Annotated in this window: 29 protein-coding genes and 1 riboswitch; of the genes, 11 read left to right on the forward strand and 18 right to left on the reverse strand. The window is 70.2% G+C overall.

Annotation, left to right across the window (positions count from 1 at the left end):
* Positions 1-55: 55 nt before the first annotated feature.
* The 5 genes from H9L21_RS07840 to H9L21_RS07860 all read left to right on the forward strand — a co-directional run bounded on the left by H9L21_RS07840 (position 56) and on the right by H9L21_RS07860 (position 5,182).
* The gene (locus H9L21_RS07840; RefSeq protein WP_154594993.1) at positions 56-631 is read left to right on the forward strand and encodes a MerR family transcriptional regulator; all 576 of its coding nucleotides are present in this window, start codon (positions 56-58) and stop codon (positions 629-631) included.
* A 50-nt stretch (positions 632-681) separates the two neighbouring features.
* Positions 682-768, forward strand: a riboswitch (glycine riboswitch).
* An 81-nt stretch (positions 769-849) separates the two neighbouring features.
* Positions 850-3,687: an aminomethyl-transferring glycine dehydrogenase gene (gcvP, locus tag H9L21_RS07845; protein WP_154594992.1), complete on the forward strand. Its 2,838-nt coding sequence runs from the start codon at positions 850-852 to the stop codon at positions 3,685-3,687.
* 194 nt (positions 3,688-3,881) lie between these two features.
* Positions 3,882-4,244, forward strand: coding sequence for a hypothetical protein (locus H9L21_RS07850; protein WP_154594991.1), 363 nt, complete (start codon positions 3,882-3,884; stop codon positions 4,242-4,244).
* On the forward strand, positions 4,237-4,626 hold the full coding sequence (locus H9L21_RS07855; protein ID WP_154594990.1) for a hypothetical protein: 390 nt from the start codon (positions 4,237-4,239) through the stop codon (positions 4,624-4,626). Before H9L21_RS07850 ends, H9L21_RS07855 begins: the two co-directional genes overlap by 8 nt.
* Before the next feature lie 100 nt (positions 4,627-4,726).
* Complete coding sequence (locus H9L21_RS07860; RefSeq protein WP_154594989.1) at positions 4,727-5,182, forward strand: SRPBCC family protein; 456 nt, start codon at positions 4,727-4,729, stop codon at positions 5,180-5,182.
* Here H9L21_RS07860 and cobA read toward each other — a convergent pair.
* Both cobA and H9L21_RS07870 read right to left on the reverse strand, forming a co-directional pair.
* Positions 5,130-6,335, reverse strand: coding sequence for a uroporphyrinogen-III C-methyltransferase (gene cobA, locus H9L21_RS07865; RefSeq protein ID WP_187411356.1), 1,206 nt, complete (start codon positions 6,333-6,335; stop codon positions 5,130-5,132). The two genes, H9L21_RS07860 and cobA, sit on opposite strands and share 53 nt — an antisense overlap.
* A complete protein-coding gene (locus H9L21_RS07870; RefSeq protein WP_187411357.1) occupies positions 6,332-7,123 on the reverse strand; it encodes a phosphoadenylyl-sulfate reductase in 792 nt (263 codons plus the stop codon). Before H9L21_RS07870 ends, cobA begins: the two co-directional genes overlap by 4 nt.
* A gap of 106 nt (positions 7,124-7,229) precedes the next feature.
* On the opposite strand from H9L21_RS07870, the gene H9L21_RS07875 reads away from it, so the two are divergent.
* Together H9L21_RS07875 and H9L21_RS07880 are read left to right on the forward strand one after the other, a co-directional pair.
* Entirely contained in the window at positions 7,230-7,376 is a 147-nt protein-coding gene (locus H9L21_RS07875; protein ID WP_187411358.1) for a GPGG-motif small membrane protein, read from the forward strand.
* Positions 7,377-7,554: 178 nt separating this feature from the next.
* Positions 7,555-8,178: an L-threonylcarbamoyladenylate synthase gene (locus tag H9L21_RS07880; protein ID WP_154594988.1), complete on the forward strand. Its 624-nt coding sequence runs from the start codon at positions 7,555-7,557 to the stop codon at positions 8,176-8,178.
* Here the strand turns inward: H9L21_RS07880 and H9L21_RS07885 are convergent.
* The 8 genes from H9L21_RS07885 to H9L21_RS07920 form a co-directional block, all read right to left on the reverse strand.
* Positions 8,127-8,717, reverse strand: coding sequence for a DnaJ family domain-containing protein (locus H9L21_RS07885; protein WP_154594987.1), 591 nt, complete (start codon positions 8,715-8,717; stop codon positions 8,127-8,129). The genes H9L21_RS07880 and H9L21_RS07885 overlap by 52 nt on opposite strands.
* Before the next feature lie 40 nt (positions 8,718-8,757).
* The gene (locus H9L21_RS07890; protein ID WP_255467007.1) at positions 8,758-9,063 is read right to left on the reverse strand and encodes a DUF1905 domain-containing protein; all 306 of its coding nucleotides are present in this window, start codon (positions 9,061-9,063) and stop codon (positions 8,758-8,760) included.
* A 2-nt stretch (positions 9,064-9,065) separates the two neighbouring features.
* Positions 9,066-9,770: an anti-sigma factor gene (locus tag H9L21_RS07895; protein WP_154594985.1), complete on the reverse strand. Its 705-nt coding sequence runs from the start codon at positions 9,768-9,770 to the stop codon at positions 9,066-9,068.
* A complete protein-coding gene (gene sigK, locus H9L21_RS07900; RefSeq protein ID WP_255467008.1) occupies positions 9,767-10,357 on the reverse strand; it encodes an ECF RNA polymerase sigma factor SigK in 591 nt (196 codons plus the stop codon). The genes H9L21_RS07895 and sigK overlap by 4 nt, the downstream gene beginning before the upstream one ends.
* 28 nt (positions 10,358-10,385) lie before the next feature.
* Positions 10,386-11,003 (reverse strand): fasciclin domain-containing protein, encoded by a 618-nt coding sequence (locus H9L21_RS07905; protein WP_154594984.1) that lies wholly within the window; start codon positions 11,001-11,003, stop codon positions 10,386-10,388.
* Between the two features lie 68 nt (positions 11,004-11,071).
* On the reverse strand, positions 11,072-12,580 hold the full coding sequence (locus tag H9L21_RS07910; RefSeq protein ID WP_154594983.1) for a molybdopterin-dependent oxidoreductase: 1,509 nt from the start codon (positions 12,578-12,580) through the stop codon (positions 11,072-11,074).
* A gap of 62 nt (positions 12,581-12,642) precedes the next feature.
* Complete coding sequence (locus H9L21_RS07915; protein ID WP_154594982.1) at positions 12,643-12,900, reverse strand: hypothetical protein; 258 nt, start codon at positions 12,898-12,900, stop codon at positions 12,643-12,645.
* 48 nt (positions 12,901-12,948) lie between these two features.
* The gene (locus H9L21_RS07920) at positions 12,949-13,767 is read right to left on the reverse strand and encodes a DUF1206 domain-containing protein (RefSeq protein WP_154594981.1); all 819 of its coding nucleotides are present in this window, start codon (positions 13,765-13,767) and stop codon (positions 12,949-12,951) included.
* Positions 13,768-13,910: 143 nt separating this feature from the next.
* On the opposite strand from H9L21_RS07920, the gene H9L21_RS07925 reads away from it, so the two are divergent.
* Positions 13,911-16,733 carry a thioester domain-containing protein gene (locus H9L21_RS07925; protein ID WP_154594980.1) on the forward strand — a complete coding sequence of 941 codons (2,823 nt, stop codon included), beginning with the start codon at positions 13,911-13,913 and terminating at the stop codon, positions 16,731-16,733.
* Positions 16,734-16,903: 170 nt separating this feature from the next.
* On the opposite strand, the gene H9L21_RS07930 is transcribed toward H9L21_RS07925, so the two are convergent.
* Genes H9L21_RS07930 through H9L21_RS07950 form a run of 5 tightly spaced genes read right to left on the reverse strand, consistent with a single transcriptional unit; the run spans position 16,904 to position 19,116 of the window.
* A complete protein-coding gene (locus H9L21_RS07930) occupies positions 16,904-17,290 on the reverse strand; it encodes a VOC family protein (protein ID WP_187411359.1) in 387 nt (128 codons plus the stop codon).
* A complete protein-coding gene (locus H9L21_RS07935) occupies positions 17,287-17,808 on the reverse strand; it encodes an SRPBCC domain-containing protein (RefSeq protein ID WP_154594979.1) in 522 nt (173 codons plus the stop codon). The genes H9L21_RS07930 and H9L21_RS07935 overlap by 4 nt, the downstream gene beginning before the upstream one ends.
* Entirely contained in the window at positions 17,805-18,122 is a 318-nt protein-coding gene (locus H9L21_RS07940) for an ArsR/SmtB family transcription factor (RefSeq protein ID WP_154594978.1), read from the reverse strand. Before H9L21_RS07940 ends, H9L21_RS07935 begins: the two co-directional genes overlap by 4 nt.
* A gap of 41 nt (positions 18,123-18,163) precedes the next feature.
* Positions 18,164-18,688, reverse strand: a complete 525-nt coding sequence (locus H9L21_RS07945; RefSeq protein ID WP_154594977.1) for a maleylpyruvate isomerase family mycothiol-dependent enzyme — start codon at positions 18,686-18,688, stop codon at positions 18,164-18,166.
* A gap of 8 nt (positions 18,689-18,696) precedes the next feature.
* On the reverse strand, positions 18,697-19,116 hold the full coding sequence (locus H9L21_RS07950) for a VOC family protein (protein ID WP_154594976.1): 420 nt from the start codon (positions 19,114-19,116) through the stop codon (positions 18,697-18,699).
* Positions 19,117-19,214: 98 nt separating this feature from the next.
* On the opposite strand from H9L21_RS07950, the gene H9L21_RS07955 reads away from it, so the two are divergent.
* The 3 genes from H9L21_RS07955 to H9L21_RS07965 are packed head-to-tail and all read left to right on the forward strand — an operon-like array spanning position 19,215 to position 20,792.
* Positions 19,215-19,667 (forward strand): OsmC family protein, encoded by a 453-nt coding sequence (locus H9L21_RS07955; protein ID WP_154594975.1) that lies wholly within the window; start codon positions 19,215-19,217, stop codon positions 19,665-19,667.
* Entirely contained in the window at positions 19,667-20,050 is a 384-nt protein-coding gene (locus H9L21_RS07960; RefSeq protein ID WP_154594974.1) for an amino acid-binding ACT domain-containing protein, read from the forward strand. The genes H9L21_RS07955 and H9L21_RS07960 overlap by 1 nt, the downstream gene beginning before the upstream one ends.
* 10 nt (positions 20,051-20,060) lie before the next feature.
* Positions 20,061-20,792 carry a VOC family protein gene (locus tag H9L21_RS07965; RefSeq protein WP_154594973.1) on the forward strand — a complete coding sequence of 244 codons (732 nt, stop codon included), beginning with the start codon at positions 20,061-20,063 and terminating at the stop codon, positions 20,790-20,792.
* On the opposite strand, the gene H9L21_RS07970 is transcribed toward H9L21_RS07965, so the two are convergent.
* The 3 genes from H9L21_RS07970 to H9L21_RS07980 all read right to left on the reverse strand — a co-directional run bounded on the left by H9L21_RS07970 (position 20,770) and on the right by H9L21_RS07980 (position 24,981).
* Positions 20,770-21,639: a GNAT family N-acetyltransferase gene (locus H9L21_RS07970; RefSeq protein WP_154594972.1), complete on the reverse strand. Its 870-nt coding sequence runs from the start codon at positions 21,637-21,639 to the stop codon at positions 20,770-20,772. The genes H9L21_RS07965 and H9L21_RS07970 overlap by 23 nt on opposite strands.
* Before the next feature lie 21 nt (positions 21,640-21,660).
* Positions 21,661-22,515 (reverse strand): alpha/beta fold hydrolase, encoded by an 855-nt coding sequence (locus H9L21_RS07975; RefSeq protein WP_222865741.1) that lies wholly within the window; start codon positions 22,513-22,515, stop codon positions 21,661-21,663.
* 111 nt (positions 22,516-22,626) lie between these two features.
* Complete coding sequence (locus H9L21_RS07980) at positions 22,627-24,981, reverse strand: ATP-binding cassette domain-containing protein (protein ID WP_255467009.1); 2,355 nt, start codon at positions 24,979-24,981, stop codon at positions 22,627-22,629.
* Between the last annotated feature and the right edge of the window lie 165 nt (positions 24,982-25,146).

A 25,146-nucleotide genomic window follows, 5' to 3' on the forward strand; every position in this document is an offset into this window, starting at 1 on the left:
TGTGGTTCTCTTGTTGTGGGAGGCCGGTCCAACCGGTCGCCAGGAAGGCGTGATCATGATCGATCCTCGTGACGAGGCAGCAGAGGCACAGGCGCAGGCCAGTGCCCAGGGCCTGTTGTTCGACGACGACCTCGCGCCCATGCCCCAGGACACGGGATTCCGCGGGCCGACGGCCTGCAACGCCGCCGGCATCACGTACCGCCAGCTCGACTACTGGGCCCGCACCGGCCTGGTCGAGCCCACCGTCCGCTCGGCCACCGGCTCGGGCACGGCACGGCTGTACTCCTTCAAGGACATCCTGCTGCTCAAGATCATCAAGCGTCTGCTCGACGCCGGTGTCTCGCTGCAGCAGATCCGCACCGCGATCGACCACCTGCGCGAGCGCGGCACCGAGGACCTGACCCAGGTCACGCTCATGAGCGACGGCGCCAGCGTCTACGAGTGCCGCTCCGCCAACGAGGTCATCGATCTCCTCCAGGGTGGACAGGGCGTCTTCGGCATCGCCATCGGCGGTGTCTGGAAGGAGATCGAGGGCACGCTGCACGAGCTGCCCACCGAGCGCGCCGAGGCGGCCGAGCCGCTGGCCGGCGACGAGCTCGCCGCGCGCCGCGCCGCCCGCAAGGCCAACTGACCTGTCGTCAGCCGTTCCGGCTCCGGTCGGGGTAGGCTGACGACTGCCGTTTGAAACGTGCGGGAGAGTCCCGTTCAGGGCGCCGAAGGGGCAATTCCTCCCCGGAACCTCTCAGGCCACCGGACCGCACGTCACAGGCGACTCTGAAGGCATGCCGACACCATCGGCACGACGACAGAGGGGGAGGGCCCTGTTCGTCGAGCCCTCGGAGTGACCCCATGTCGCAGCACGACCGCCAGCCCGCCACCCGCTTCGTCGACCGTCACATCGGTCCACGCGCGACCGACCAGGCCGCGATGCTCGAGCGGCTCGGGTACGACAGCCTCGAGGCGCTGATGCAGGCCGCCGTTCCGGTCGGCATCCGCTCGGCGCTGGACGGGCTGCCCGCCGCCGCCAGCGAGACCGAGGCCACCGCCCGCTTGCGCGAGCTGGCCGACCGCAACCATCCCGGCGTCTCGATGATCGGTCTGGGCTACCACCCCACGACCACGCCCGCGGTCATCCGCCGCAACGTGCTGGAGGATCCGGCCTGGTACACCGCCTACACGCCGTACCAGCCCGAGATCTCCCAGGGCCGCCTCGAGGCGCTGCTCGCCTTCCAGACCATGGTCGAGGACCTGGTCGGGCTGCCGACCGCGAACGCGTCGCTGCTCGACGAGGCGACCGCCGCCGCGGAGGCGTTGACCCTCGTGCGTCGCGCCGACCGCAAGCGCACCGACCTGCCGGTCGTCGTCGACGACGGGCTGCTGCCGCAGACGCTCGCCGTGCTGCACACCCGCGCCGAGGCGGTCGGTCTGCCGCTGGTCGAGGCAGACCTGCGTGAGGGCCTGCCGCAGGGCGACTTCAGCGGCGTCATCATCGCCTACCAGCGTGCCGACGGCGCCGTCATCGACCTGGCCCCGGTGATCGAGCAGGTCCACGCCGCCGGTGCGCTCGCCGTGGTGGTCACGGACCCGCTGGCGCAGGTGCTGCTGCGATCGCCGGGCAGCCTCGGTGCCGACGTCGTCGTCGGCTCGACGCAGCGGTTCGGCGTCCCCATGTTCTACGGCGGGCCCCATGCCGGCTTCATGGCCGTGCGCGCGGGCCTGGAGCGTCACCTGCCGGGTCGTCTCGTCGGAGTGTCCGTCGACTCGGCCGGCCGACCGGCCTACCGCCTGGCGCTGCAGACGCGCGAGCAGCACATCCGCCGGGAGAAGGCCACCTCGAACATCTGCACCGCGCAGGTGCTGCTGGCGGTGGTGGCGGCCATGTACGCCGTCTATCACGGGGCCGAGGGCCTCCGGGCGATCGCCCAGCAGGTCAACGGCCACGCCACCCGGCTGGCCGACGGCCTGCGCGCCGCGGGCATCGAGTTGGCGTCGGACCGGTTCTTCGACACGGTCACGGCGATCGTGCCCGGGCGCGCCGACGAGGTCGTGGCGGCTGCTCGCCGGTCCGGGATCCACCTGTGGCGCTTCGACGCCGACCGGGTCGGCATCGCCGTCTCGGAGCCGACGACGATCGACGACCTGAACGCCGTCCTCGCCGCGTTCGGCGCCGGCGAGCTCCCGGCGCAGGGGGAGACCTCCCTCGACGCCGACGGGCTGCGCGACGACGAGATCCTGACCCACCCCGTGTTCGTCGAGCACCGGAGCGAGACGCAGATGCTGCGTTACCTGCGTCGGCTCAGCGATCGTGACTACGCCCTCGACCGCGGCATGATCCCGCTCGGCAGCTGCACGATGAAGCTCAACTCCACGACCGAGATGGAGCCGATCAGCTGGCCCGGCTTCGCGGACCTGCATCCCTTCGTCCCGGCCGAGGACGCCGCCGGGATGATCGAGCTGGTGGAGACGCTCGAGTCCTGGCTCGCCACGGTGACCGGGTACGCCGCCGTCTCGGTGCAGCCCAACGCCGGCTCGCAGGGCGAGTTCGCCGGATTGCTCGCGATCCGCGAGTACCACCGCAGCCGGGGCGAGCAGGCCCGTGACGTGTGCCTGATCCCCAGCTCGGCGCACGGCACCAACGCCGCGTCGGCCGTCATGGCCGGGATGCGGGTCGTCATCGTCAAGGCGACCGACGCCGGCGAAGTCGATCTGGACGACCTGCGCGCCCAGTGCGAGAAGCACGCCGACGACCTCGCCGCGATCATGGTGACCTACCCCTCGACGCACGGGGTCTACGAGCACGGCATCGGCGAGCTGTGCGACATCGTCCACGAGCACGGCGGGCAGGTGTACGTCGACGGTGCCAACCTGAACGCCCTGCTCGGCCATGCCCAGCCCGGCCGGTTCGGCGGCGACGTCTCGCACCTCAACCTGCACAAGACGTTCTGCATCCCGCACGGCGGTGGCGGCCCCGGCGTGGGCCCGGTCGCGGTGGGGGAGCACCTCGTGCCGTTCCTGCCCAAGCACCCGTTCCACCCCGACGCCGCCCGGCGCGGCAGCGCGGGCACGATCAGTGCGGCCCCCTACGGATCGGCCGGCATCCTGCCGATCCCGTTCGCCTACGTCGCGATGATGGGCGCCGACGGCCTGACCGACGCGACGTCGGTGGCCGTGCTGGCGGCCAACTACGTCGCGGCGCGACTGGGCGACGCGTTCCCCGTGCTCTACACCGGCGACCACGGCCTGGTCGCCCACGAGTGCATCCTGGACCTGCGCGAGATCACCAAGAACGCGAAGCTCTCGATCGACGACGTCGCCAAGCGACTCATCGACTACGGGTTCCACGCACCGACCATGAGCTTCCCGGTGGCGGGGACCCTCATGGTCGAGCCGACGGAGTCCGAGGACCTCGCCGAGCTCGACCGGTTCTGCGAGGCGATGCTGGCGATCCGCTCGGAGATCGACCGGGTCGCGGCGGGCGAGTACGACGACCGGGACAACCCGCTGACGAGTGCGCCCCACGCCGCGCACGAGCTGGTGGACTGGACGCACCCGTACCCGATCGCCGAGGGCGTCTTCCCCGCCGGGACGACGCAGGACAAGTACTGGCCGCCGGTGGGACGCATCGACAACGCCTACGGCGACCGGAACCTGGTCTGCTCCTGCCCGCCGGCCGAAGCGTTCGCCTGATCGGCCCACCAGCAGTGGAGAAGCCGTCCCCGGCCAGCTGCACGGACGCGGCAGGCGCCGTGGCCCGGCGGCCGACCTCGAAGGCCTCGACGAGCGGGGCGTAGAAGGGCGACGGGACCGCCATGGCGGGCGAGATCAGGACGATCGGGGTGCTCGCCGGGTCATTTTGGCACCGTGAAAGACTCGGCTCTGACATGCCTGACGCACTGGTGTACGTGACCTCCGCCGCCGCCTTCGTCGCATCGTTGTTCGCTGCGTGGCACACCGCGAAGTCCTACCGCTTCAGCAACCCGCTCTTCTACGCCGTCGCGCTGGTGGAGGCGCTGCTGGTCGTGGCGCTGATCTGGGGGATCGTGGCCGTCTCCGGCACCGATCGCGACATCGAGAAGGCGCTCTACCTGTCCTACCTGGTGACGACCGTGCTGATCCCCCCAGCGGCCGTCCTGTGGGGGGTGGGTGACAAGACGCGCTGGGGCACGGGCGTGGTCGCCGTCGCCCTCTTCACCGTCTCGGTCATGCTGATCCGGACGCACCAGATCTGGCAGGGACATGGCTGAGCACGCAGGCGACACCCAGCACGGGTTCGGGCGCGCGCTGGTCGCCGTCTACGCCGTGTTCACCGTCGCGGCCACGGCCCGGTCGGTCTACCAGCTCATCGTGAAGGCCGACGAGGCGCCGGTCGCGTACGCGCTCTCGGCGGTGGCCGGTGTCGTCTACGGCGTCGCCACGTGGGCGCTGGCGACGGGCAACCGCCGCGTCGCCACCGCAGCCGTCGGCTTCGAGTTGGTCGGAGTGCTGACCGTCGGCGTGCTGAGCCTCGTCGACGACGGGCTCTTCCCGGACGCCACCGTGTGGTCCGGGTTCGGCGCGGGATACGGCTACGTCCCTCTGGTCCTGCCGTTCATCGGGCTGTGGTGGCTGCGGCGGACTCGCCGATGACCCGCCTCCGGGACCAGAAGAGCCCCGCACGCTCATACCGTGCAGGGCTGGCTCCATTCAATCCCCGCGCCGTCGCGTTCCCCGGCACCGACACGGCCCCATGAGCGACCGATCGTACGAGTTCCGGTCGGTCTGGGACGTGGCGGAGCCGCCCGAGCGGCTGTGGCACACCCTGGAGCAGTTCCTCGAGCAGGACGACCCGCTGCCGTGGTGGGACGCGGTGCGCGTCACCGCGCACCACGGTGAGGAGATCGACCTCGTCGCCCGGAGCGTGTTCGGGTACCGACTGCGATTCACGGTCTACGACCTCGAGCTCGAGCCGACCAGCGCGATGCGCTTCCGTTCGCGCGGGGACCTCGAGGGGAGCGCGGCACTGTCGTTCGAGCCCGGACGGCCCGGCCGCACCGACCTCACGATCGACTGGCGGGTCGACGCCACGGCGCCGTGGATGCGCCGCTCGGAACGGGTGCTGCGCCCGGTCTTCGTGCTGGCACACGACCTGGTCATGAGGTCTGGCGAACGCCGACTGAACCGGTGGTTGCAGCAGCGAGGCTGACCACGTCGCCGATCACGGTGATCGCGGGCGACACGGCATCGGACGCCCGGTCGGCGATCGTGCCGAGCGTCGCGATCGTGGTGCGTTGATCGGGGGAGAACCCTCGCTCGATGACCGCGGTCGGCGTCTCGGGGTCGTGTCCGGCGGCGATGAGCTCGTCCGCGGTGCTGCGCAGGCGCTTGACGCCCATGAGCATCACCAGCGTGTGGTCGCCCCGCCGCGGGAGCTCGCCGAGTGACTCGTGCCCCGTGACGACCGAGAAGCCTCGCGCGACTCCGCGGTGGGTCACGGGGATTCCGGCGGCCGCCGCCACGGCGATCGCCGACGTGACGCCCGGAACGACCTCGACCTCGATGCCGGCCTCACGGCACGCGAGCAACTCCTCCCCGCCGCGTCCGAAGACGTACGGGTCTCCGCCCTTGAGGCGGACGACGACCTTGCCCTCGCGGGCGCGGTCGACCAGCAGCGCGTTGATCTGCTCCTGAGGGATCGGGTGGTGGTCCGGCTGCTTGCCGACGTCGATGACCTCGACATCGGCCGCCAGCTCGGCCAGGACCGACTGGGGTGCCAACCGGTCGAAGACCACCACGTCGGCCTCCGCCAGCAGGCGACGTCCGCGAGCGGTCAGCAGCCCGGGGTCGCCGGGACCGCCGCCCACGAGGGCCACCAGGCCGCGCGGATGCGTGCGGTGCCGCAGGGGGAGGTCGCCGGTCTGCAACGCCGTGGCCAGCGCGTCGCGCAGCGCGGAGGCGCGGCCGGCGTCACCGCCCCCGCTGACGGCGATCGTCACGTCGTCGACCCGCGCGACGGCCGGGGTCCACGCCGTGGCCCGCTCGGGGTCGCCGCCCTTGAGGCAGAAGATCTGGCGCGCCTCGGCGTCGTCGGCGACGAGGTCGTCGACCGCCGGGACACCGGTCGCGGTCTGCACGAGCCACGCGCCGTCGAGGTCGCCGCAGTGATAGGCGCGCTCGTGCCAGGTGATCGTGCCGCGGCCGATGGCCGACGCGAGGGAGTCCGAGACGGCGGGGGAGACGACGTGGACGTCGGCGCCGGACTCGACCAGCGCGAAGGCGCGGCGGGTGGCCACGTGACCACCCCCGACCACGACGACGCGGCGTCCTTCCAGGCGCAGTCCGAGAGGGAAGATGCTCACGTGTGCAGGCCACACTCCGACTTGTCCAGACCGGCCCACCGGCCGGCCCGGGGATCCTCTCCCGGTGCGACGCGGCGCGTGCACGGCGCACAGCCGATCGACGGGTAGCCGTCGTTCAGCAGCGGATTGAGGATCACGTCGTGCTCCGCCGCGTAGTCGAGCACCCGGTCGAACGTCCAGTCGGCCAGCGGGTTGATCTTGACCAGGCCGTTCTTCTCGTCCCACGTCACGAACGGCGTGTCGGCGCGCAGCGGGCTGTCGTCACGACGAACCCCGGTGATCCAGGCCTCGTACCCGCCGAGCGTCTCGGTCAGCGGCTCGACCTTGCGCAGCTGGCAGCACAACGCGGGATCGCGCTCGAAGAGGCGCTCGCCGTACTGGGCGTCCTGCTCGGCGACGCTCTGGCGGGGCTGCACGTCGACGATCGTGAGCTGCATGGAGGACTCGACCGCGTCTCGGGTGCCCACCGTCTCGGCGAAGTGATACCCCGTCTCGAGGAAGAGCGTGTCCACCCAGGGGATGTGTCGGGCGACCACGTGGGGGAGAACGGCGTCGGCCATCGAGCACGCGACGGCCGTCAGGTCACCGAACTCCTCAGCCACCCAGGACAGCAGGGTGTCGGTGTCGCCGTCGGCGAATCGATCCTCGGCCTCCAGGGCGATCACGCGGAGCTCCGGTGTGGTGCGTCGTGTCCTGGAGATCTCCGCACGCTGGGCCAGATGGGCCGCGCGATCCCGCTCGTGCGCGAGCTGGCGCTCGCGCCGCTCGGCCAGGCTGGGGGTGCTCACGAAGCCGACACTAATGCGCGCGGGAGCACGGAGCGGTTCCGTCCAAAATGCGAACACCGGGAACCTACGGCAGGGTAGGGGCGAACCTATTGAAGGGAGTCACCCCATGTGGGACACCATTTTGTGGATTGCCGCCGTGATCATCGCGATTTTCGGCATCCTCCGGCTTGTCCAGCGCGACTTCGTGATGGGCGCCGTGCTCATCGTCATCGCACTGCTCGTCGGCCCCGGCGGCGTCAGCCTCTTTACCTGATCGACTGACGTCACGGATGGCGAACGAGGTTCGCTACACATCGACATCCATCCCGTCGGCTCTCGGCCCCGCATCGTCCTCGGACGATCGTGGAGCCAGGGGCCGGCGGGATGGTCGTTGGTGGGGCACCTCCACGCGCGCGATGCAGGGCCGGGCCGCCGACGTCTAGGGTGGCCACATGGTCCGCTACATCGACATCCACCCCGTCGACCCCCAGCAGCGCACTGTCGACCAGGCGGTCCAGGTGCTACGCGACGGTGGACTGATCGCCTACCCCACTGATTCGGGTTATGCGCTCGGCGCCCAGATCGGCAATGCCGACGCCCTGCAGCGCATCCGCACCATCCGCCAGCTCGACGACAAGCACCACTTCACGCTGGTCTGCTGCGACTTCGCCCAGCTGGGCCACTTCGTCAACGTGGCCAACACGGTGTTCCGCGCGGTCAAGGCCGCCACGCCCGGGCCGTACACGTTCATCCTGCCCGGCACCCGCGAGGTGCCCCGGCGGCTGCTGCAGGCCAAGAAGAAGACCGTCGGCGTGCGCATCCCCGACCACAAGGTCTCCTTGGCCCTCGTCCAGGCACTCGGCGAGCCGCTCTTGTCATCCACCTTGATCCTGCCCGGCGAGACCTCGCCCATGACCGAGGCATGGCAGATCGGTGAAGCCCTCGGCGACCAGATCGACGCCATCGTCGACTCCGGTGTCGAGGTCATCGGTGAGCCCACCACCGTCGTGGATCTCTCCAGCGGCTATGCCGAGGTCATCCGTGTCGGCGCAGGCGATCCCACGCCCTTCGAATGACGCCCCCGCGGGGACGGTTCAGGCGCCGGCACCGACGTCGCCTGAGTTCTGCGCCCTCGGCGCGCTCGCCAGGCAGCGACCTCGACCTCGATGTCGCGCAACTGCGTCACGACCGGCGGACCACCCTGCAACTGGCGACGCGCCGCCACGATCCGACGATCGAACTCCTCGACGGCCTCGCGCACGGCACGCTCGGACCGCAGGCTGTCCAGCTGCTCGTCCAGGATCGCGTCGTCCTTGCGCAGTTGCAGCGCCTCGGGCAGGACTCCGGTGATCTGCTCGCGCTCGATGAACCGCTTGAGCCACCAGTCGGGCTCGGCGGCCGTGTCGATGTGGGGGAGGGGTTTGCCTGCGTGGGGCAGGTCGTCGAACTCGCCTCGCGCCATCGCTGCGCGGACCTGCTGGTCGACCCACAGCGTCTGGTCCTCGGGGCGGCGCGGCGGCGGGGCCGGCGCTTCGTCGTCCGCTGACTCATCGACCCGCTCGGCGTCCGGATCCATCCGGTACCGGGCGGCGCGGTTGCGGGCGTCCTCGTCCATCGGGTCAGCGGTGTCCTGTGATGCGGTCCACGTCGGCAGTTTACGACTGGACCGACAGGCGCACCCGGAGCCGATCGCCCGCCTCGCACGCCTCCGCGACCCGGACGGAGCGCTTCACCGGCATCACGAAGGACCGCTGCTCCTTGCTGGGGAACAGGGACGTCCGCCACGAGGTTCCGCCGACCGTGACCTCGACCTTGACCGAGCCGAACCCGCCGCGCGGGCCGGCCAGGTCCTCGATCTCGTCGCTCACGGCCGCCGGGACCGTGAGGAAGTGCCACGAGCCGTCCTCACGCCAGAGCCACAGGTCCGCGTCGAACTCGAACACCCGTCCGTCGTCGCGCACGCTCAGAACTCGAACAACGCGATCGGGTCCTGGGTCGGCTCGTCGACGTCGGGGTTGGACTCGACCGTGACGCCGGCCGCCGAGGCGGTCGCCGCGTCACCGGAGAGCAACACCGTCTGGTCGGGGCTCTGGGCCATCGCTCCGGCGTTCACCATCGCATCGCCCTGCTGCAACCACACGACGTACGAGTGGCCCTTGGGCGGGGGCGGCATGTCACGCGTGACCAGCACCGCTCGGCCGACCGAGGGGGAGCGGACCACGGTCGCCTTGGCACCGCCTTCGAACTCCAGGGTGATGCGCTGGGCGTCGGCGGCACGCATCACGCGGTCGGCCACGCTGACGGTCTGGCCGGAGCCCGGGTCGTCCTGCCAGGGGCGGGCCACGCCCACGCCGACTCCCACCACCACGACGGCCGCGGCGGCGGCCACGAGCAGGCGCCGGGGAGACCGGCGGGCCGGCGCGGGCCGGTGCCGGACCACGGGGGGCAGCTGTCGCACCTCGGACAGGGCGGAGAGGACCGAGCCACGCAGCTCCCGCGGCGGTTCCTCCACCGTGAGGGCGGAGAGCTCTGCCGCAGCCTCACGCAGCGAGGCGACCTCCTCGGTGCAGATGTCGCACCCGGCGAGATGGCGTTCGAACTGTTGGCGCTCGATGTCGGTGACCGCGTCGAGCGCGTAGGCACCTGACAGGGCATGCACGTCGCTCATCGTTCACCTCCGATCGTGTCGCGCAGTCTGATGAGGCCGTCGCGGACGCGGGACTTCGCCGTGCCCAGCGGCACTCCCAACATCGTGGCGACCTCCGTATGGGTACATCCCCGGAAATAGGCCAGCTCGATGGCTTGGCGTTGCGTGTCCGTCAGGCTTCCCATCGCCTTGCGGACCCGCTGTGCGTCCATCCGGGACTGGACCACTTCACTAGTTGAATCGTATTCCACGGCCTGATGACGGTGGCCGTATTCCACGTCACGCGTGCTGGTGGCCTCGACGCTGCGGACCCGGTCGACGGCGCGGCGGTGCGCGATCGTCATCATCCAGGCGAGCGCCGAGCCCCGCGCCAGGTCGAACCGGGCCGCCTGACGCCAGATCTCGAGGAACGCCTCCTGGGTGACCTCCTCGGACTGGGCCGGGTCGCGGATGATCCTCTTGACCAGACCGAAGATGCGCGGTGAGACCTGGTCGTACAGGTCGGCGAACGCATACTCGTCGCCCAGTCCGCACCGCTTGAGCAGCGGCGCGAGCGCCTCGGGCGGCGAGGTGTCGCCGCCCGAGGTCGCTGCACGCAGTTGATTCACCAGTTCATCGCCCTCGTGGGATGGATGGTCAGGGCATCAGCACGGAGTCGACCACGTACACCTTGGCGTTCGCCGTGTCGACGTTGCCGCAGATGACGCTGGCCTCTCCGACGGTGAACTCCTCGCCGGAGCCCTCCACGGTGATCGTGTCACCCGCGAGCGTCTTGTGCTCGCCGGCCACGTCCTCGGGCGACAGCTCGCCCTCCACCACGTGGTGCGTCAGCACCTTGGTCAGCGCAGCCTTGTCGGCCAGCAGGGCGTTCAGGTCGGCGGCGGGGATCTTGGCGAACGCGTCGTTGGTCGGCGCGAAGACCGTCAGCGACTCGGCGCTGTTGAGGGTGTCACCGAGGTCGGCGGCCGTGACGGCCTTGACGAGCGTGGTGAGCAGCGGGTTGTTCGAGGCGGCGGTCGCGACCGGGTCGTCGGCCATGCCATCGACGGAGCCTTCACCCTCGGTGGGGACGGCGGAGCAGCCGGCGCCGAACGGGCCCATGGCCTCGTCCATCTCCTCGGTCGCGGAGCTGGAGGGAGTGCTGGCGCTCGAGTCGCTGGACGAGTCGTCGCTGCTGCTGCAGGCAGCCAGACCGAAGCACATGACGATGGCGGCGGTGGCTGCGGCGGCGCGGTGGGGGAGCAAGCGGTTCATGGTCGTGCCTCTCATTGGTGACGATGTTGCAAGTGGTTCGACACCGTCGGGAGATCGGATGGGTCTGATCACCGAACGTTCACGACGATCTGCTGCAAACCACTGGAACCGTCGGGGAAAGGCGGCTCGCGATCATCGGTCTGGACCTCGCCGTCGGGGGTGCGGGCGCGGACGGTCAGGGTGTGCCGGCCGGAGTCGGCGTCCCACAGCAGGTACCACTGACGCCAGTAGGCCACGCCCGCATCGGGTCCGAACTGCGCCTCCTGCCAGGGACCGTCGTCGACCCGGACCTCGACGGCGGAGATCCCGCGTCCCGGGGCCCAGGCGACGCCCGCGACGACGACGCGACCGGCATCGACCGCCTTCAACGCGGCGGGGGTGTCGATGCGCGACGCGATCTTGATCGGACCGTCGGTGGCCCACTCGCGATCGGTCCAGTACGCCTTCTCCTCGCGATAGGTCGTCACCGTCATCCTCGTGAGCCACTTGGTGCTGCCCACGTAGCCGTACAGGCCGGGCGTCACGAGGCGGGCGGGGAAGCCGTGCTCGCGCGGCAGCGGGTCGCCGTTCATCCCGACGGCGACGATCATGTCGCGGCCGTCCTGAGCCGCGGACAGGGGAGTGCTGATGGTGAAGCCGTCGGTCGCCGTGCTGAGGATCTGGTCGGCCCCCGAACGCACGCCGGCCCGCTCCAGCAGGTCCGAGACCCGCACCCCGAGCCAGCGGGCACCGCCCAGGTACGGGCCACCCACCTCGTTGGAGACGCAGCACATCGTGACGTCGCACTCGATCATCGGCAGCTCGAGCAGCTCGTCGAACGTCAGCTCATAGGGCCGGTCGACCATCCCGTCGATGCGCAGGGTCCAGCTCTCGTGGTCGACGATCGGGACGGTGAGGTTGACGTCGACCCGGTAGAAGTCCTCGTTCGGCGTCTGGAAGCCGGTGACACCACGGAAGCGGCCCTCGAGGCCCCGCGGCAGCGGTGGCAGGGGACGACGAGCCCGGGGGAGCGCGATGTTCTTGACGTCCTGGACCCGCGCGACCAGCCATTGTCCGGCGGTTCCGGCGACCAGTGCCCCGCCGGCGATCACTCCGGCACGCACCAGCAGTCTTCGCCGGCCCATGCCGTCGACGACCTCGCGCGGCCCCGACGCATCGGGGGACAGCCAGCGCAGCGCCCCCAGCGCGACGGCCGCGGTCACGATCGCGGGGATCACGTCCACGGGCCGAGCGGCCGGACGAGAGAGAGCGGCCCAGCCGGCCACGGCGACCAGCAGCAGGACCACGCCGGCGCCGACGGGGAACGACCGGCGCGCGACCACGCCGCCGAGCGCCGCCAGCAGCAGGGTTCCCGCCAGGACGCTGCCCAGCAGGACCGGCTTGTCGGCGTTCCCGAGCGTCTCGACCGCCCATTGCTTCAGCGGGGTCGGCGTCCGGTCGATCACCACGCTGCCCACCGCCAGGACCGGCGAGGCGGCCGGACCGATCAGTGCGGCGACGAGGTGTCCGGCGGCGAGCCCGGCAGCGGCCGAGAGCAGGCCTGCACCCGCCCCGAGAGCGAGATCATGGCGATTCATGCGTGTGGTTCGTTGCGAGACTGCCGCCGGATGGGTTCGCGGGCGCGAGCGTCCTCAGTCCCTCACGTCAACGGCTTCAATCGCATGGCCGGCAGCCACCCGGTGTGCACGACGCCGTCCGGTGAGGCCCAGGTGCACAGCGCCTCCCACCCCTTCACCACGGGGCGCCACTCCACGAGCACACCCGGGTACACCGCCGAGGCGTGCTGGACGGTCGAGAGATTCACCCAGACGTGTTGCGGACGGATGCGGGGCGGGGGAGCGACGGCCGGAGGATCCAGTGCCGACAGGCGGTCGCCGTACCTGCGGTTGTGGCCCATGGGACCACTGTAGAACGTGTGTTCGACAACCGAGGGATACGGCCCGACTCATCGGTCGATGTGGCGGGCCCATGCGAAGCAGAACAGTCCGAACGCGACGAATCCTGCGCCGACGAGTGCGGTCACGACGGGCCCGAACGGCTGGTCCAGCACGGTGAGCAGTGCCTCGTCGATGCCCCCGGACTTCTTCGGCTCGTGCGTGACCGCGGCATAGCCGAAGAGCGCACCGACACCCACGATCGCCACACCCTTGGCGACGTACCCCACGGTGCCCAGCCAGACGTAGGCCGTGCCGACCCGGCCGCTGGCACCGCCGGCCTCGATGTCCTTGAGGAAGCGCTGGGTCGCGCCCTTGTAGATCAGGTAGACGCCGACGGCCGCGATGCCGAGAGCCACGAGGCCGACGATGATCTGTCCCATGGGCAGGTCCATGAGCTTCACGCTCACCGGGGTCGTGCCGTCCTTCTTGGACGAGCCCGAACCGGTGACCACCTTGATCGCGCTGATCGCGATCGCGAGGTAGATGACGACCTTGCCCAGGCTCGTCAGTCGCTTGCGCAGCCGTGTGGTGCCATCGTCCTCGCGGTGTCCGACGGCGGCCTCGATCGCCTGCCAGACGGCGAGCAGGATCATGCCGACGGCGACGGCCCACACGATCGCCCCACCGAAGGGCTGCTCGGCCAGCTCCTGCACGGCACCGGTGCTGTCGGCCTTGTTCTCGCGGTCCCCGAACGCGAGCTGCAGCGTGAGCCAGCCCATCACCACATGAACGACGCCGAACGCGACCAGTCCGGCCCGCGCCACGTAGTCCATGGCGGGATGCTGGTCGACGGCGCGCGCGGCAGAGGGTGCAGATCCGGGGGTCATGGCGCGAGCCTACGGCTTCTGCGGCCCCGCGGCCCGTTCACGGCTGACGCCTCCGCGCTTGCGGTTCTCCTGTGACCGTGACCACACTCGAATACCGGGATCCCCGTCGGGGAGCCAGGTGAACCGGACCCTGGGGGGACTCGATGACCGAGACCAGTGGAGTGACCAACCGCGGTCGTCGGGGTGCGGCCGGGCTGCTGGTCCTGACCCTGCTCGCGGGCCTGCTGTTCGCGATGACCCCGGCCCAGGCTCAGCCGATCATCGGTGGTGAGGACGAGCCGTTCCCAGTCGGCTCTCCGTTCACCGAGCTGCAGATCGGACCGCTCACCGGAGAGCTCGGCGTGCTCGACGTTGACGGCTACACCGGACCCTCCACCTTCGATCCGGTGACCGAGGGTTACCCGGCCGCGACCGACGTCCCGACCACGTGGCCCACCCGCAACGACGGCTATGCCGGCGTCATCCCGGCCAACGATGCCGAGGGCAACGAGGTGCTGACGTACTGCATCGACGTCTTCACCTCGACCCAGACGGGCATCCCGTACGAGCGAGGGGAGTGGAACGAGTCGAACGTCAGGAACCTCGGCTACGTCGCCTACATCCTGCAGAACTACTACCCGACCGTGCCCGACGTGCCGGCCGGAGTCGCCGACAACGTCCGGGCCGGTGCGGTCCAGTCGGCGATCTGGTTCTTCAGCGACAGCTTCGTGCTCGATCCCGACAACAACCGCCAGCTGTTCGACCTCACGTCGGAGATCGTCGCGGACGCGATCGCGAACGGGCCCTTGGCGGAGCCCGCGCAGCCGGACCTCAGTGTCTCGCCGCAGACGGCACAGGCACCCGCCTCCGGCGAGCTCGTCGGACCCTTCACGGTCACGGCGGACGGTCCGTCGACTTTGCGCCTCGAAGGTGTGGAGGTCTTCGCCGACGCCGCGGGCACCCAGCCGCTCGCCGAGGGCGCGACGGTCCAGCCCGGCGCACAACTGTGGACGCGAAGCGCCAGCACGGCCGCCTCCCAGGGCTTCTCCTTGCAACGCGAGGTGCCCGTGCGGGAGAGCACTGTCTATCTCTACGACGGTTCGATCCCGGGGCGGAACTCTGCCCAGAGCCTGATCCTCGCCGAGAACAGCACCATCGCGGCGGTTGCCAGCGTGCGCATCACGCGCGTGGCCAGTGGCGGCATCGAGGTCACCAAGACGATCAGCGGCGACGCAGCGGGACTGCAGAGCGCGGTCGAGGTCCTGGTGACCTGCACCCCCCGGGGCGGCGGTCCCGTCGTCGAGCGGACCCTGACGGTGCCGGCCGGAACGGCCGCCGGGTCGCAGGCGGAGACGTTCACCGGACTGACCGCAGGGTCGTCCTGCGTCGTCACCGAGCCCGAGGACGGCGACAACGGGCTGGTGACCGTGACCGCCACGTCCATCGAACCCGAGACCGTGTCGGTCGTGGCCAATCAGACCGCGTCCGTCGCGGTCACGAACGAGTACGCGCGCGCCACCGGCGGGGTCCGGGTCACCAAGACGATCACCGGCGAGGCGGCGGGTCTGCAGGGTCCGATCGAGGTCCTCCTGACCTGCACTCCACCAGACGGGGGCGCCGAGATCCAACGAACCCTGACGATCCCGGCCCAGTCCCCAGCGGGCTCGCAGTCGGAGGACTTCACCGGCCTGCCCTCGGAATCGGAGTGCGTCGCCACGGAGCTCGAGAACGGTGACAACGACCAGGTGAGCGTCACGGCCACCTCGATAGAACCCGGGACCGTGACCGTGCTCGAGGGCGCGGGCACACCGGTGACGGTCACGAACGAGTACGCGCGGGCGACCGGCGGACTCCAGGTCACGAAGACGATCACGGGCGACGGCGCGGGCCTGCAGGGTCCGATCGAGGTCTTGGTGTCGTGTACTCCCGAGGGCGGGGGCACGGCACTCGAGCGGACCCTGACGATCCCCGCGGAGAGCCCGGCAGGCACGGTGTCGGACACCTTCTCCGGGCTTCCGGTGGGTGCGACCTGCGCCATCACCGAGCCGGAGGACGGTGACAACGGCCGGGTGACCGTGACAGCCACGTCCATCGCCCCAGCGACGGTCACCATCGCCGAGGGCGCGACCCCTGCCGTGGCCGTCACGAACGACTATGACGCCACGGTCGGCGGGATCACCGTCACCAAGACGATCAGCGGCGGGGGAGCCGGCCTCCAGGGGCCGGTCGAGATCCTCGTCGCCTGCACCGACCCCGAGGACGGCAGCACGATCGAACAGGCCGTCACCATCGCGGCCGGCACCGGCGCGGGGATCGAGACGACCACCCTGACGGCATTCCCGGCCGGCTCGACCTGCACGATCACCGAGCCCCAGGACGGCGACAACGGACTCGTCAGCCTGACCGCCTCGTCCATCGACCCCGCGACCGTCACGGTCGTGGAGAACGCGAACGAGCCGGTCGCCGTGACGAACGAGTACGCCCGCGCCGTCGGAGGGCTGCAGGTCACGAAGATCATCGGTGGACCGGCCGCAGGGGAGCAGGGCGAGGTCGTCCTGGACATCGACTGTGACGATGCGGACAACGCCTTCGACCAGCAGTTCACCATCGCGGCAGGCTCGCTCGCGGGCGGCTACGTCGAGACGCTGGAGGGCATCCCGGCCGGCACGAACTGTGAGGTCACCGAAACCGCCACCGGCGAGACGGACACCGTCGTCCTCTCGACGCCGGTGACGATCACGCCCGGACCGGTCACGATCGTGGAGGAGCTCGTCGGCGAGGTCGTGGCCACGAACACGTACCGGACGCAGGACCAGGGTGGCGACGATGAGGAGCAGGGCGGCGGCGGTGGCAGCGACTACGGCGGCTACTACGACGACTTCCTGGCCAGCACCGGCGGTCCGTGGGGTCCGGCCTGGGGCATCGGCGTCGCACTGCTCGTCGCCGGAGGCGCCGCGCTGATCGTGCATCGTCGCCGCAGCATGTGAGGTCAGGCTCGCCCGCGGACGCGAGTGATGGTGGCGCGGCCCATGCTCGGCCGATTGCTCGTCGGCAGCGTCAGTGAGCGTTGACGGGGGGTCCAGAGCCGTCGATCTCGGGGGGTCTTCCGCGTAACTGACATAATGTGCATTATCGGACAAATAGGCAGACCGGGAAATCAGTGAGTCGGGGCCAGCGGATCGTCCCACAGTGTCAGGCAGAACGGATGCCCGACCGGGTCGGCGTAGACCAGGCAGTGATCGGCGTTCGGTTGCCACTGGAAACGCGTCGCACCGGCGGTGAGCACTCGTGACTCGGTGGCCACCAGGTCGTCGACCAAGAAGTCCAGATGCATCTGCATCGGCACGGCGCCGTCGGGCCAGGTCGGCGGCCTGAAGTCGGCGACCTGCTGGAACCCGATCTGTCCGCCCGGGCCGGTGACCCGGGCCCAGGCCGACGTGCCGTGCGCCTCGCCCCGAGTGATGACGGCGTAGAACCGTGCCAGCGCGAACGCGTCGGGTGCGTTCAGCGTGATGTCACTCAGGGTGATCGCGTCAGACGTCACGACACGTCGGCGTTCTTGAAGGACGGCGCCAGCTCGGTCCAGCGGCGTCGCCAGTGCGGCGACGGTTCCGTGGCGGACCAGCCGTCAGGATGCGCCGTCCCATCGAGCTCGAGCGACCGACCCAGATCCTCGAGGTGGGCCTGCCAGCCCGCCCCGTGAACGTGGAGCTCGTCCAGCGGCAGGCCGCGTTCCTCCACGACCAATCGAGTTCGCTCCCCCTCGGCGGTCAGCCACGCCTCGATCTCGCACTCCTGGTCGGTGCCGGCGGAGGTGGTGACGAGCAGATGATGCGGCCGGTCGCAGACGTCGATCCGGCCGGGGCCGCTCCACGTGCTGGTGAACGTCATCTCGACCGTGCCGCCGACCCGCAGGTCACCGGACACGTGCGCGATCCATCGCGCGAGCCGCTCCGGCACCGTGCACGCGTCCCACAGGTCGTCGATGTCGGTGTCGTAGACGTCCTCGACCCGCACCGCGCCTGTCGTGGCGTCCAGTGCGCGCATCGTCGTCGTGGTCATGAGCCCGCCTTCTTCCCTCGAGCGATCTCGGTGTGCAGGGCGTCGAGGCGGTTCTGCCACAACGCGCGGTAGTCGTCGAGCCACTCGTCGACCTCGATCAGCGCCTCCGGCCGCAGGCGGTAGATCCGCCGCTGCGCCTCCTGGCGTGCCTCCACCAGGCCGGCCTCACGCAGCACGCGCAGGTGCCGCGACACTCCGGGGCGGGCGATCGGCAGAGCGTCGGCCAACTCCCCCGCGGTCGCCTCGTGGTCGCGCAGGATCTCGAGCACGGTGCGCCGACTCGGGTCGGCCAGCGCTTGCAGTACGGCGTCCATGAAGCGAACGTACCAAGACAGTTACGTAACGTCAAGGGTACTTACGGGACGCGGAACGGAACCTCGCGGCCGGTGAACGCCGCGAGCCGCTCGTACGGGTTCGCGCCGTCCGGTGCCGGCTGCCGGGGCCCGAAGGCCCGGCCGCGCTGCTCGTCGGTGAGGGCCGCCGACATGAAGTCGTAGCCCGTCTCGGCGATCTCGGGGTCGAATCCCGACGTGTCGCCACCCACCGCGGAGGCGAGGTCCCAACTGTGCACCGAGAGCTCACCGGCCAGCATCCCCTCCGGAACGGACTCGGGGTGCTGACCGAGCGTCGCGAGCAGCCGGTTCGCGTGCGCGTGGAAGACCGCGGTGGGGTCGTCATGACGGGGCGTCGGAGCGGACCAGTCGACCGACTCCCCCGCCGCCATCGTCGAGAACTGCGCGGGGAGGTTGACCAGATGGTCCACGAGGTCGCGGACGGTCCACTCGACGCAGGGAGTCGGCGCGTCCCACGCGTCCTCGGGGACGTCGGCCAGCAGTGCCTCGGCCTGCTCGAGGGCTCGGGCGATGACGGAAGAGCTCATGGCGCCACTCAACCCCGGTGCTCCGACAGTTCCTCGGCCGTCGCCGACCACAGGTGTCCGTCCGGGTCGGCGAAGGTGCCGGTGTAGCCCCACGGCTGCGCCGCCGGCTCGCTGACGATCTCGGCGCCCGCGGCCCGGGCGCGAGCGATGAGCTCGTCGACCTCGGAGCGGGTCGTGGCCGACCAGGTGAAGAGGCACTCGTGCTGCTCGACCGGCGCCACCGGGCGCCCGCCCGTGACCCAGCCGAAGCCGCCGGACGGGATCAGCATCAGCTTGACGGTCTCGGACAGCGAGAACTGCAACGGCTCGGGCACACCGTCGTCGGCCGGCTCGCCCGGCGCCGTCAGGTCCAGGACGCGCTCGTAGAAGTCGCACGACGTCCTGCGGTCGGAGATCGGCAACGAGATCACGACGTTCTGGTGGGCCATGGGTCCAGCGTGGCCCACCCGACCGCAGGTGGGAACCCGTGACCGGTGCTGTTGCCGTGCCGGCGAGAACTGTCGGCGCGTTCTCCTAGCGTCGGGACATGGCCACTCACGAGTACTCCACGCGGCTGGCATGGGCGGGTTCCACCGGCGACGGCTACCGAGCGTACGACCGAGCACACGAGGTCGAACTCGCCGGCGGCACGCTGGCCGTCAGCGCGGACGCGTCGTTCCGTGGTGATGGAAGCCTCACGAATCCCGAGCAGTTGCTGCTCGCCGCAGCCAGCTCGTGTCAACTGCTGTCGTTCCTGTCCGTCGCCGCGCTGGCCAAGATCGACGTACTGGCATACGAGGACGACGCGACCGCCCTCATGCCGCAGACCTCCGGCCCGATGCGCATCACCGAGATCGTCCTGCGGCCACGCATCACGGCGCGTGGCGCGGACGAGTCCACGCTGGCGCAGCTGGTCGAGACGGCGCACCGACAGTGCTTCATCGCGAACACCCTCAACGCCACCGTGCGCGTCGAGCACTCGGTCGAGTGGGCCTCCTGATGCGCGACATCGCCATCCCGGCGCCCGACGGTGCGGCGTCGCTCGAGCGCATCGGCACGATCCTGGGCGCCGCCGGCGTGGACCTCCTTGGCGGTGGGATGTGGGAGCACACGGCCCACTACCTCGTGGCGGACGCCGAGGCCGCGACCCGCGCGTTGCAGGACTCGGGCCTCGACGTCGTCGCGGTCCGCGAGGTGCTGCTGGTCCCCCTCGATGCCGACGTCCCCGGCGCCCTCGGACGGCTCATGCGCCAGCTCGCCGCCGCCGACGTCCGACTCGACGTCCAGTACACCGACCACCACGGGCGCAAGGTCCTCGTGGTCGACGACCGGTCCCGCGCCGCCCACGCCGTGGGGCTGACCGACGGCTCCGCTCCGACGTAACGTGGCTCACATGACCAGTCGATTGGAAGCCCTTGTCGTCGACGCGAACGATCCCGCGCGGCTGGCGGCGTTCTGGGGCAGCGTCCTCGAGCGCAACATCGTCGAGAGCCCGGACGACGACGGCGTCCTGACCCTGACGGCGCCGGACGACGTCTCGTTCCCGATCGACATCGAGCCGACACGCCATCCCAAGACCCTCCTGAACCGGATGCACTTCGACCTCACCAGCTCGTCCCCCGAGGATCAGCAGGCGACGGTCGAGCGTGTGCTGTCGCTCGGCGGCAGTCACCTCGACGTCGGGCAGCTGCCGACCGAGCCTCACATCGTCCTCGCCGACCCCGAGGGCAACGAGTTCTGCGTGCTGGGCCCCGACAACCGGTTCACCGCGGGGTGCGGACGCATCGGCGCGCTCTCGTGCGACGGCAGTCGGGCCACCGGCGAGTTCTGGCAGGCGGCGCTCGACTGGCTCATGGTGTGGGACGAGGGCGACGAGACCGCGATCCAGTCGCCGCACGGCGGGACGAAGATCTCGTGGGGCGGACCGCCCCTGATGGAGAAGCCGTCGAAGAACCGCTGGCATCTCGACATCCGCCCCTACGGCGACCAGGCGGCCGAGGTCGAACGGCTCGAGCAACTGGGTGCCGCCCGCACCGACATCGGCCAGGGAAAGGTCAGCTGGGTCGTGATGCGCGATCCGGACGGCAACGAGTTCTGCGTCCTCAGCGGAGCACGACCGGCTTGACCCACCGGCTCCACTCCCCCTGCGGTGCGTAACCGGCGGAGCGCCACAGTCCGGCGCCCGGGTCGTTCTCGTCGAGCACCATCGCGCACATCCGCGTGGCACCGAGGGCGGTCAAACGGCGCTCGGCCTGGTCGAGCAGCCGGGAGCCCACTCCCCTCCCCCGCTGCTGCGGGTGCACCGTCAACCGGTAGAGGTTCGCCCGCCACCCGTCCCAGCCCGCCACGACGCAGCCCACGATCTCGCCCGCCTGCTCGGCCACGATGACCGCCGCCGGGTCGCGCGCCAGCAACTGCGCGACGAGGCGGGCCTCATCGGCCGGCCGCGCGGCGTTCTCGGCCGAGATCGCCCAGAACGCCAGGAGAATCTCGATGTCGGCGACCTGCGCGTGGCGGAGCTCCAGATCCCCATCGCGAACGCGCAGGGGGTGCTCGGCGAAGGTCGGTACCTCGAAGCCGTCGATGTGCGCCACGACCTGCTCGTCGGAGAGCTGCAGGTCGTCCGCACCTGATCCCGTGCGGGTGCGGACGCGGGCCAGCGCGGTCTGGCGATCGACGGGGAGGAACACCGTCTCGGCCAGGACGCCGATCTCGGCCGCCAGCGCGCGGTAGGCGTCGCGCAGGGCACGGGTGCTGAACGAGAAGTCGACGACCACGTCCTCGCCGTGGATGACCGACTCCACGAGTTGTCCGCGCAGGTCCTGCTCGATCTCGACCAGGACGTCCTGCGGCACGTCCAGGCTCCGGAACCCGTGCCGCCACGTCTCGGCGTCGAACGAGAGTCGCAGCCAGCCCGCAGCCTCGAGGTTCCGGGCGTACGTCGACTTCCCGGCGCCCGTCGCACCACACATCAGCACCACCGTCACGGCGGGCTACTCCTCGATCGCCGTCGACGCGATGAAGTCGGCCAGCACGTCGGCGAACCGGTCGGGGTCGTCGAGGTGCGGGAAGTGGCCGGCACCCGGGAACAGCTCGACGCGGCAGCTCGGTACCGACTTCTGGGCATTGATCGCGTGCCAGGCGGGGATCATGCGGTCCTTGGTCCCCCACACCAGCAACACCGGGATCGGCCGCACGTGGGCGAGGTGGTCGTGGGCACTGATGGTCTGCCCCCCGGGATCGACCACGGCGCGGGTCGTGGCGAGGAAGGCCTTGCGGCTCTCGCGATCACCGAGCGACGTGAACCCGCGCCAGATCGCCCCGACATCGGCTCCGGGCTTCCAGCCGATCCTGGCGGCCGTGCGGCCGACCGACTCGACCTTTCCGAGCACCCAACCCGACGCGACGACGCTGAGCACCTGCTCGGCGCCGGGCAACGTCGCGGACCGCAACAGCGGGCTGACCTCGCGACCGAGCCCGCCGCTGGCGACCAGCACGAGCCGCTCGACACGCTCGGGGAACAGGTAGAAGAACTGCATCGCGATGCCGCCACCCAGGGAGTGCCCGACGACGGTGACGGTGTCGATCCCGAGGCGGTCGAGCAGATCGCGCAGCGTCGCGGCGTGGGAACTGAGCGAGTAGTCCCCCATCGGCTTCGCGGACGCCCCGTGGCCGAAGAGATCCGGCACGATCACCCGTTGGGTGTCGTCCATCCGGTTCACGAGGTGCTTCCAGTTGTGCTGCGAGCCCAAGATGCCGTGGATGAACAGCACGACGGGACCGTCGCCGCGATCGAGGTACGAGAGTCGATGGCCGTGCAGGACCATCGTGTGGGGCGAGCTCGGCACAGGGCCTCCTAGACCTGGAACGGTCGGGTTACCCCACGGTAACCCTGTTTGGCGGATGCGTGCGGCCGATCCGCCGCACCGGTGACGCAGATCGCGCCGGGAGCGAGGCATTCAGGGCCCGACGTAGGCCGCCAGGTGCTCTCCCGTCAGGGTCGACCGCTGGGCCACGAGATCGCTGGGCACGCCCTCGAACACCACCCGTCCGCCGTCGTGACCCGCGCCCGGGCCCAGGTCGATGATCCAGTCGGCGTGGGCCATGACGGCTTGGTGGTGCTCGATGACGATGACGGACTTGCCCGAGTCGACGAGGCGGTCGAGCAGGCCCAGCAGTTGCTCGACGTCGGCCAGGTGGAGACCCGACGTGGGCTCGTCCAGGACGTACGTGCCGCCCTTCTCACCCATGTGGGTCGCCAGCTTGATCCGCTGGCGCTCGCCGCCGGACAAGGTCGAGAGGGGCTGGCCCAAGGTCAGGTAACCCAGCCCGACGTCCTCGAGCCGCGCGAGGATCCGGGCGGCCGCGGGCACGTTGACGCCGTCCTTGGCGAAGAAGGCGTGGGCCTCGGCCACGGGCATGGCCAGCACCTCGCTGATGTCACGCTCGCCGAGCTTGTACTCCAGCACCGCGGCGTCGAACCGCCGTCCCTCGCACACCTCGCAGGGCGACTCGACCGTGGCGAGGATGCCCAGGTCCGTGAAGACCACGCCCACGCCGTTGCAGTTGGGGCACGCCCCCTCGGAATTGGCCGAGAACAACGCCGGCTTGACGCCATTCTCCTTCGCGAAGGCCTTGCGGATCGGGTCGAGCAGGCCGGTGTAGGTGGCGGGATTGCTGCGCCGCGATCCGCGGATCGCCCCCTGGTCGATGGCGACGACGTTCTCGAGCTTCGCGACCGAGCCGTGGATCAGCGAGCTCTTGCCCGATCCCGCGACGCCCGTCACGACGACGAGGACGCCCAGCGGGATGTCCACGTCGACGTCCTGGAGGTTGTGGCTGTTCGCGCCCCGGATCTCGAGCTGGCCGGTGGGCTTGCGGACCTCGTCCTTGAGCGAGGCGCGGTCGTCGAGATGCCGTCCCGTCACGGTGTCGCTCGCACGCAGGCCGTCGACGGTGCCCTCGAACATGATCTGTCCACCTCCGCTGCCGGCGCCCGGGCCGAGATCGACGACGTGGTCGGCGATCGCGATCACCTCGGGCTTGTGCTCGACGACGAGCACGGTGTTGCCCTTGTCGCGCAACTGCAGCAGCAGCTGATTCATGCGGTCGATGTCGTGCGGGTGCAGCCCCACGGTGGGCTCGTCGAAGACGTACGTGACGTCGGTCAGGGACGACCCCAGGTGGCGGATCATCTTGGTGCGCTGCGCCTCGCCACCGGACAGGGTGCCGGCCGGACGATCCAGCGACAGGTAGCCCAGCCCGATCTGCACGAACGAGTCCAGCGTGTCGGACAGCACCTTCAGCAGCGGCGCCACGGACGGCTCGTCGAGGTCGTGGACCCAGGCCGCCAGATCGGTGATCTGCATGGCGCCGGCGTCGGCGATGCTGATGCCCCGGATCTTCGAGGAGCGAGCTCCCTCGTTCAGCCGGGAGCCGTGGCACTCCGGACACGTCTGGAACGTGATGGCCCGGTCGACGAACGCCCGAATGTGGGGCTGCATCGACTCGCGGTCCTTGGAGAGCATCGACTTCTGGATCTTGGGGATGATCCCCTCGTAGGTGACGTTGATGCCGTCGACCTTGATCTTCGTCGGCTCCTGGTGGAGCAGGGCGTCGAGCTGCTTCTTCGTGAAGTCCTTGATCGGCTTGTCGGCGGGGAAGAAGTCGCCGTTGCGGAAGATGCGGCCGTACCAGCCGTCCATCGTGTATCCGGGGATCGTCAGGGCGCCGTCCTCGAGCGACTTCGTCTCGTCGTACAGGGCCGTCAGGTCGAAGTCCGAGACGGCGCCTCGCCCTTCGCACCGGGGGCACATGCCGCCGGTGACCGAGAACTCACGGCGCTCCTTGACGGTGCGCCCGCCGGTCTCGAACGACACGGCTCCGGCGCCGCTGATCGACGCCACGTTGAACGAGAACGCCTGCGGCGAGCCGATGTGGGGCTCGCCCAACCGGCTGAACAGGATCCGCAGCATGGCGTTCGCGTCGGTGGCGGTGCCCACGGTCGACCTCGGGTCGGCGCCCATGCGCTCCTGGTCCACGAGGATCGCGGTGGTCAGTCCGTCGAGGACGTCGACGTCCGGGCGCGCGGTGGTGGGCATGAAGTTCTGCAGGAACGCGCTGTACGTCTCGTTGATCAGCCGCTGGGACTCGGCCGCGATCGTGCCGAAGACCAGCGAGCTCTTGCCTGAGCCCGAGACTCCGGTGAAGACGGTGAGCCGCCGCTTGGGCAGTTCGACGTCGACGTCCTTGAGGTTGTTGACGCGAGCGCCGTGAACACGGATGAGGTCGTGGCTGTCGGCTGGATGGGGCACGCGGTGGTTCCTCCCGGTGAGCAGTTCCTGAACGATAGTCGCGTCAGTACGGTGAGGGGAACGACCGAAGGCGTCCGGATCCGGACCCGCCTCAGAAGTCCCGCGACGGTGTCGATCCCGGCCGACGCCGTTCGACGTCATGGTGAGAGGGCGCACGAGGCGCCC

Source organism: Aeromicrobium senzhongii (assembly GCF_014334735.1).
Classification (GTDB): domain Bacteria; phylum Actinomycetota; class Actinomycetes; order Propionibacteriales; family Nocardioidaceae; genus Aeromicrobium; species Aeromicrobium senzhongii.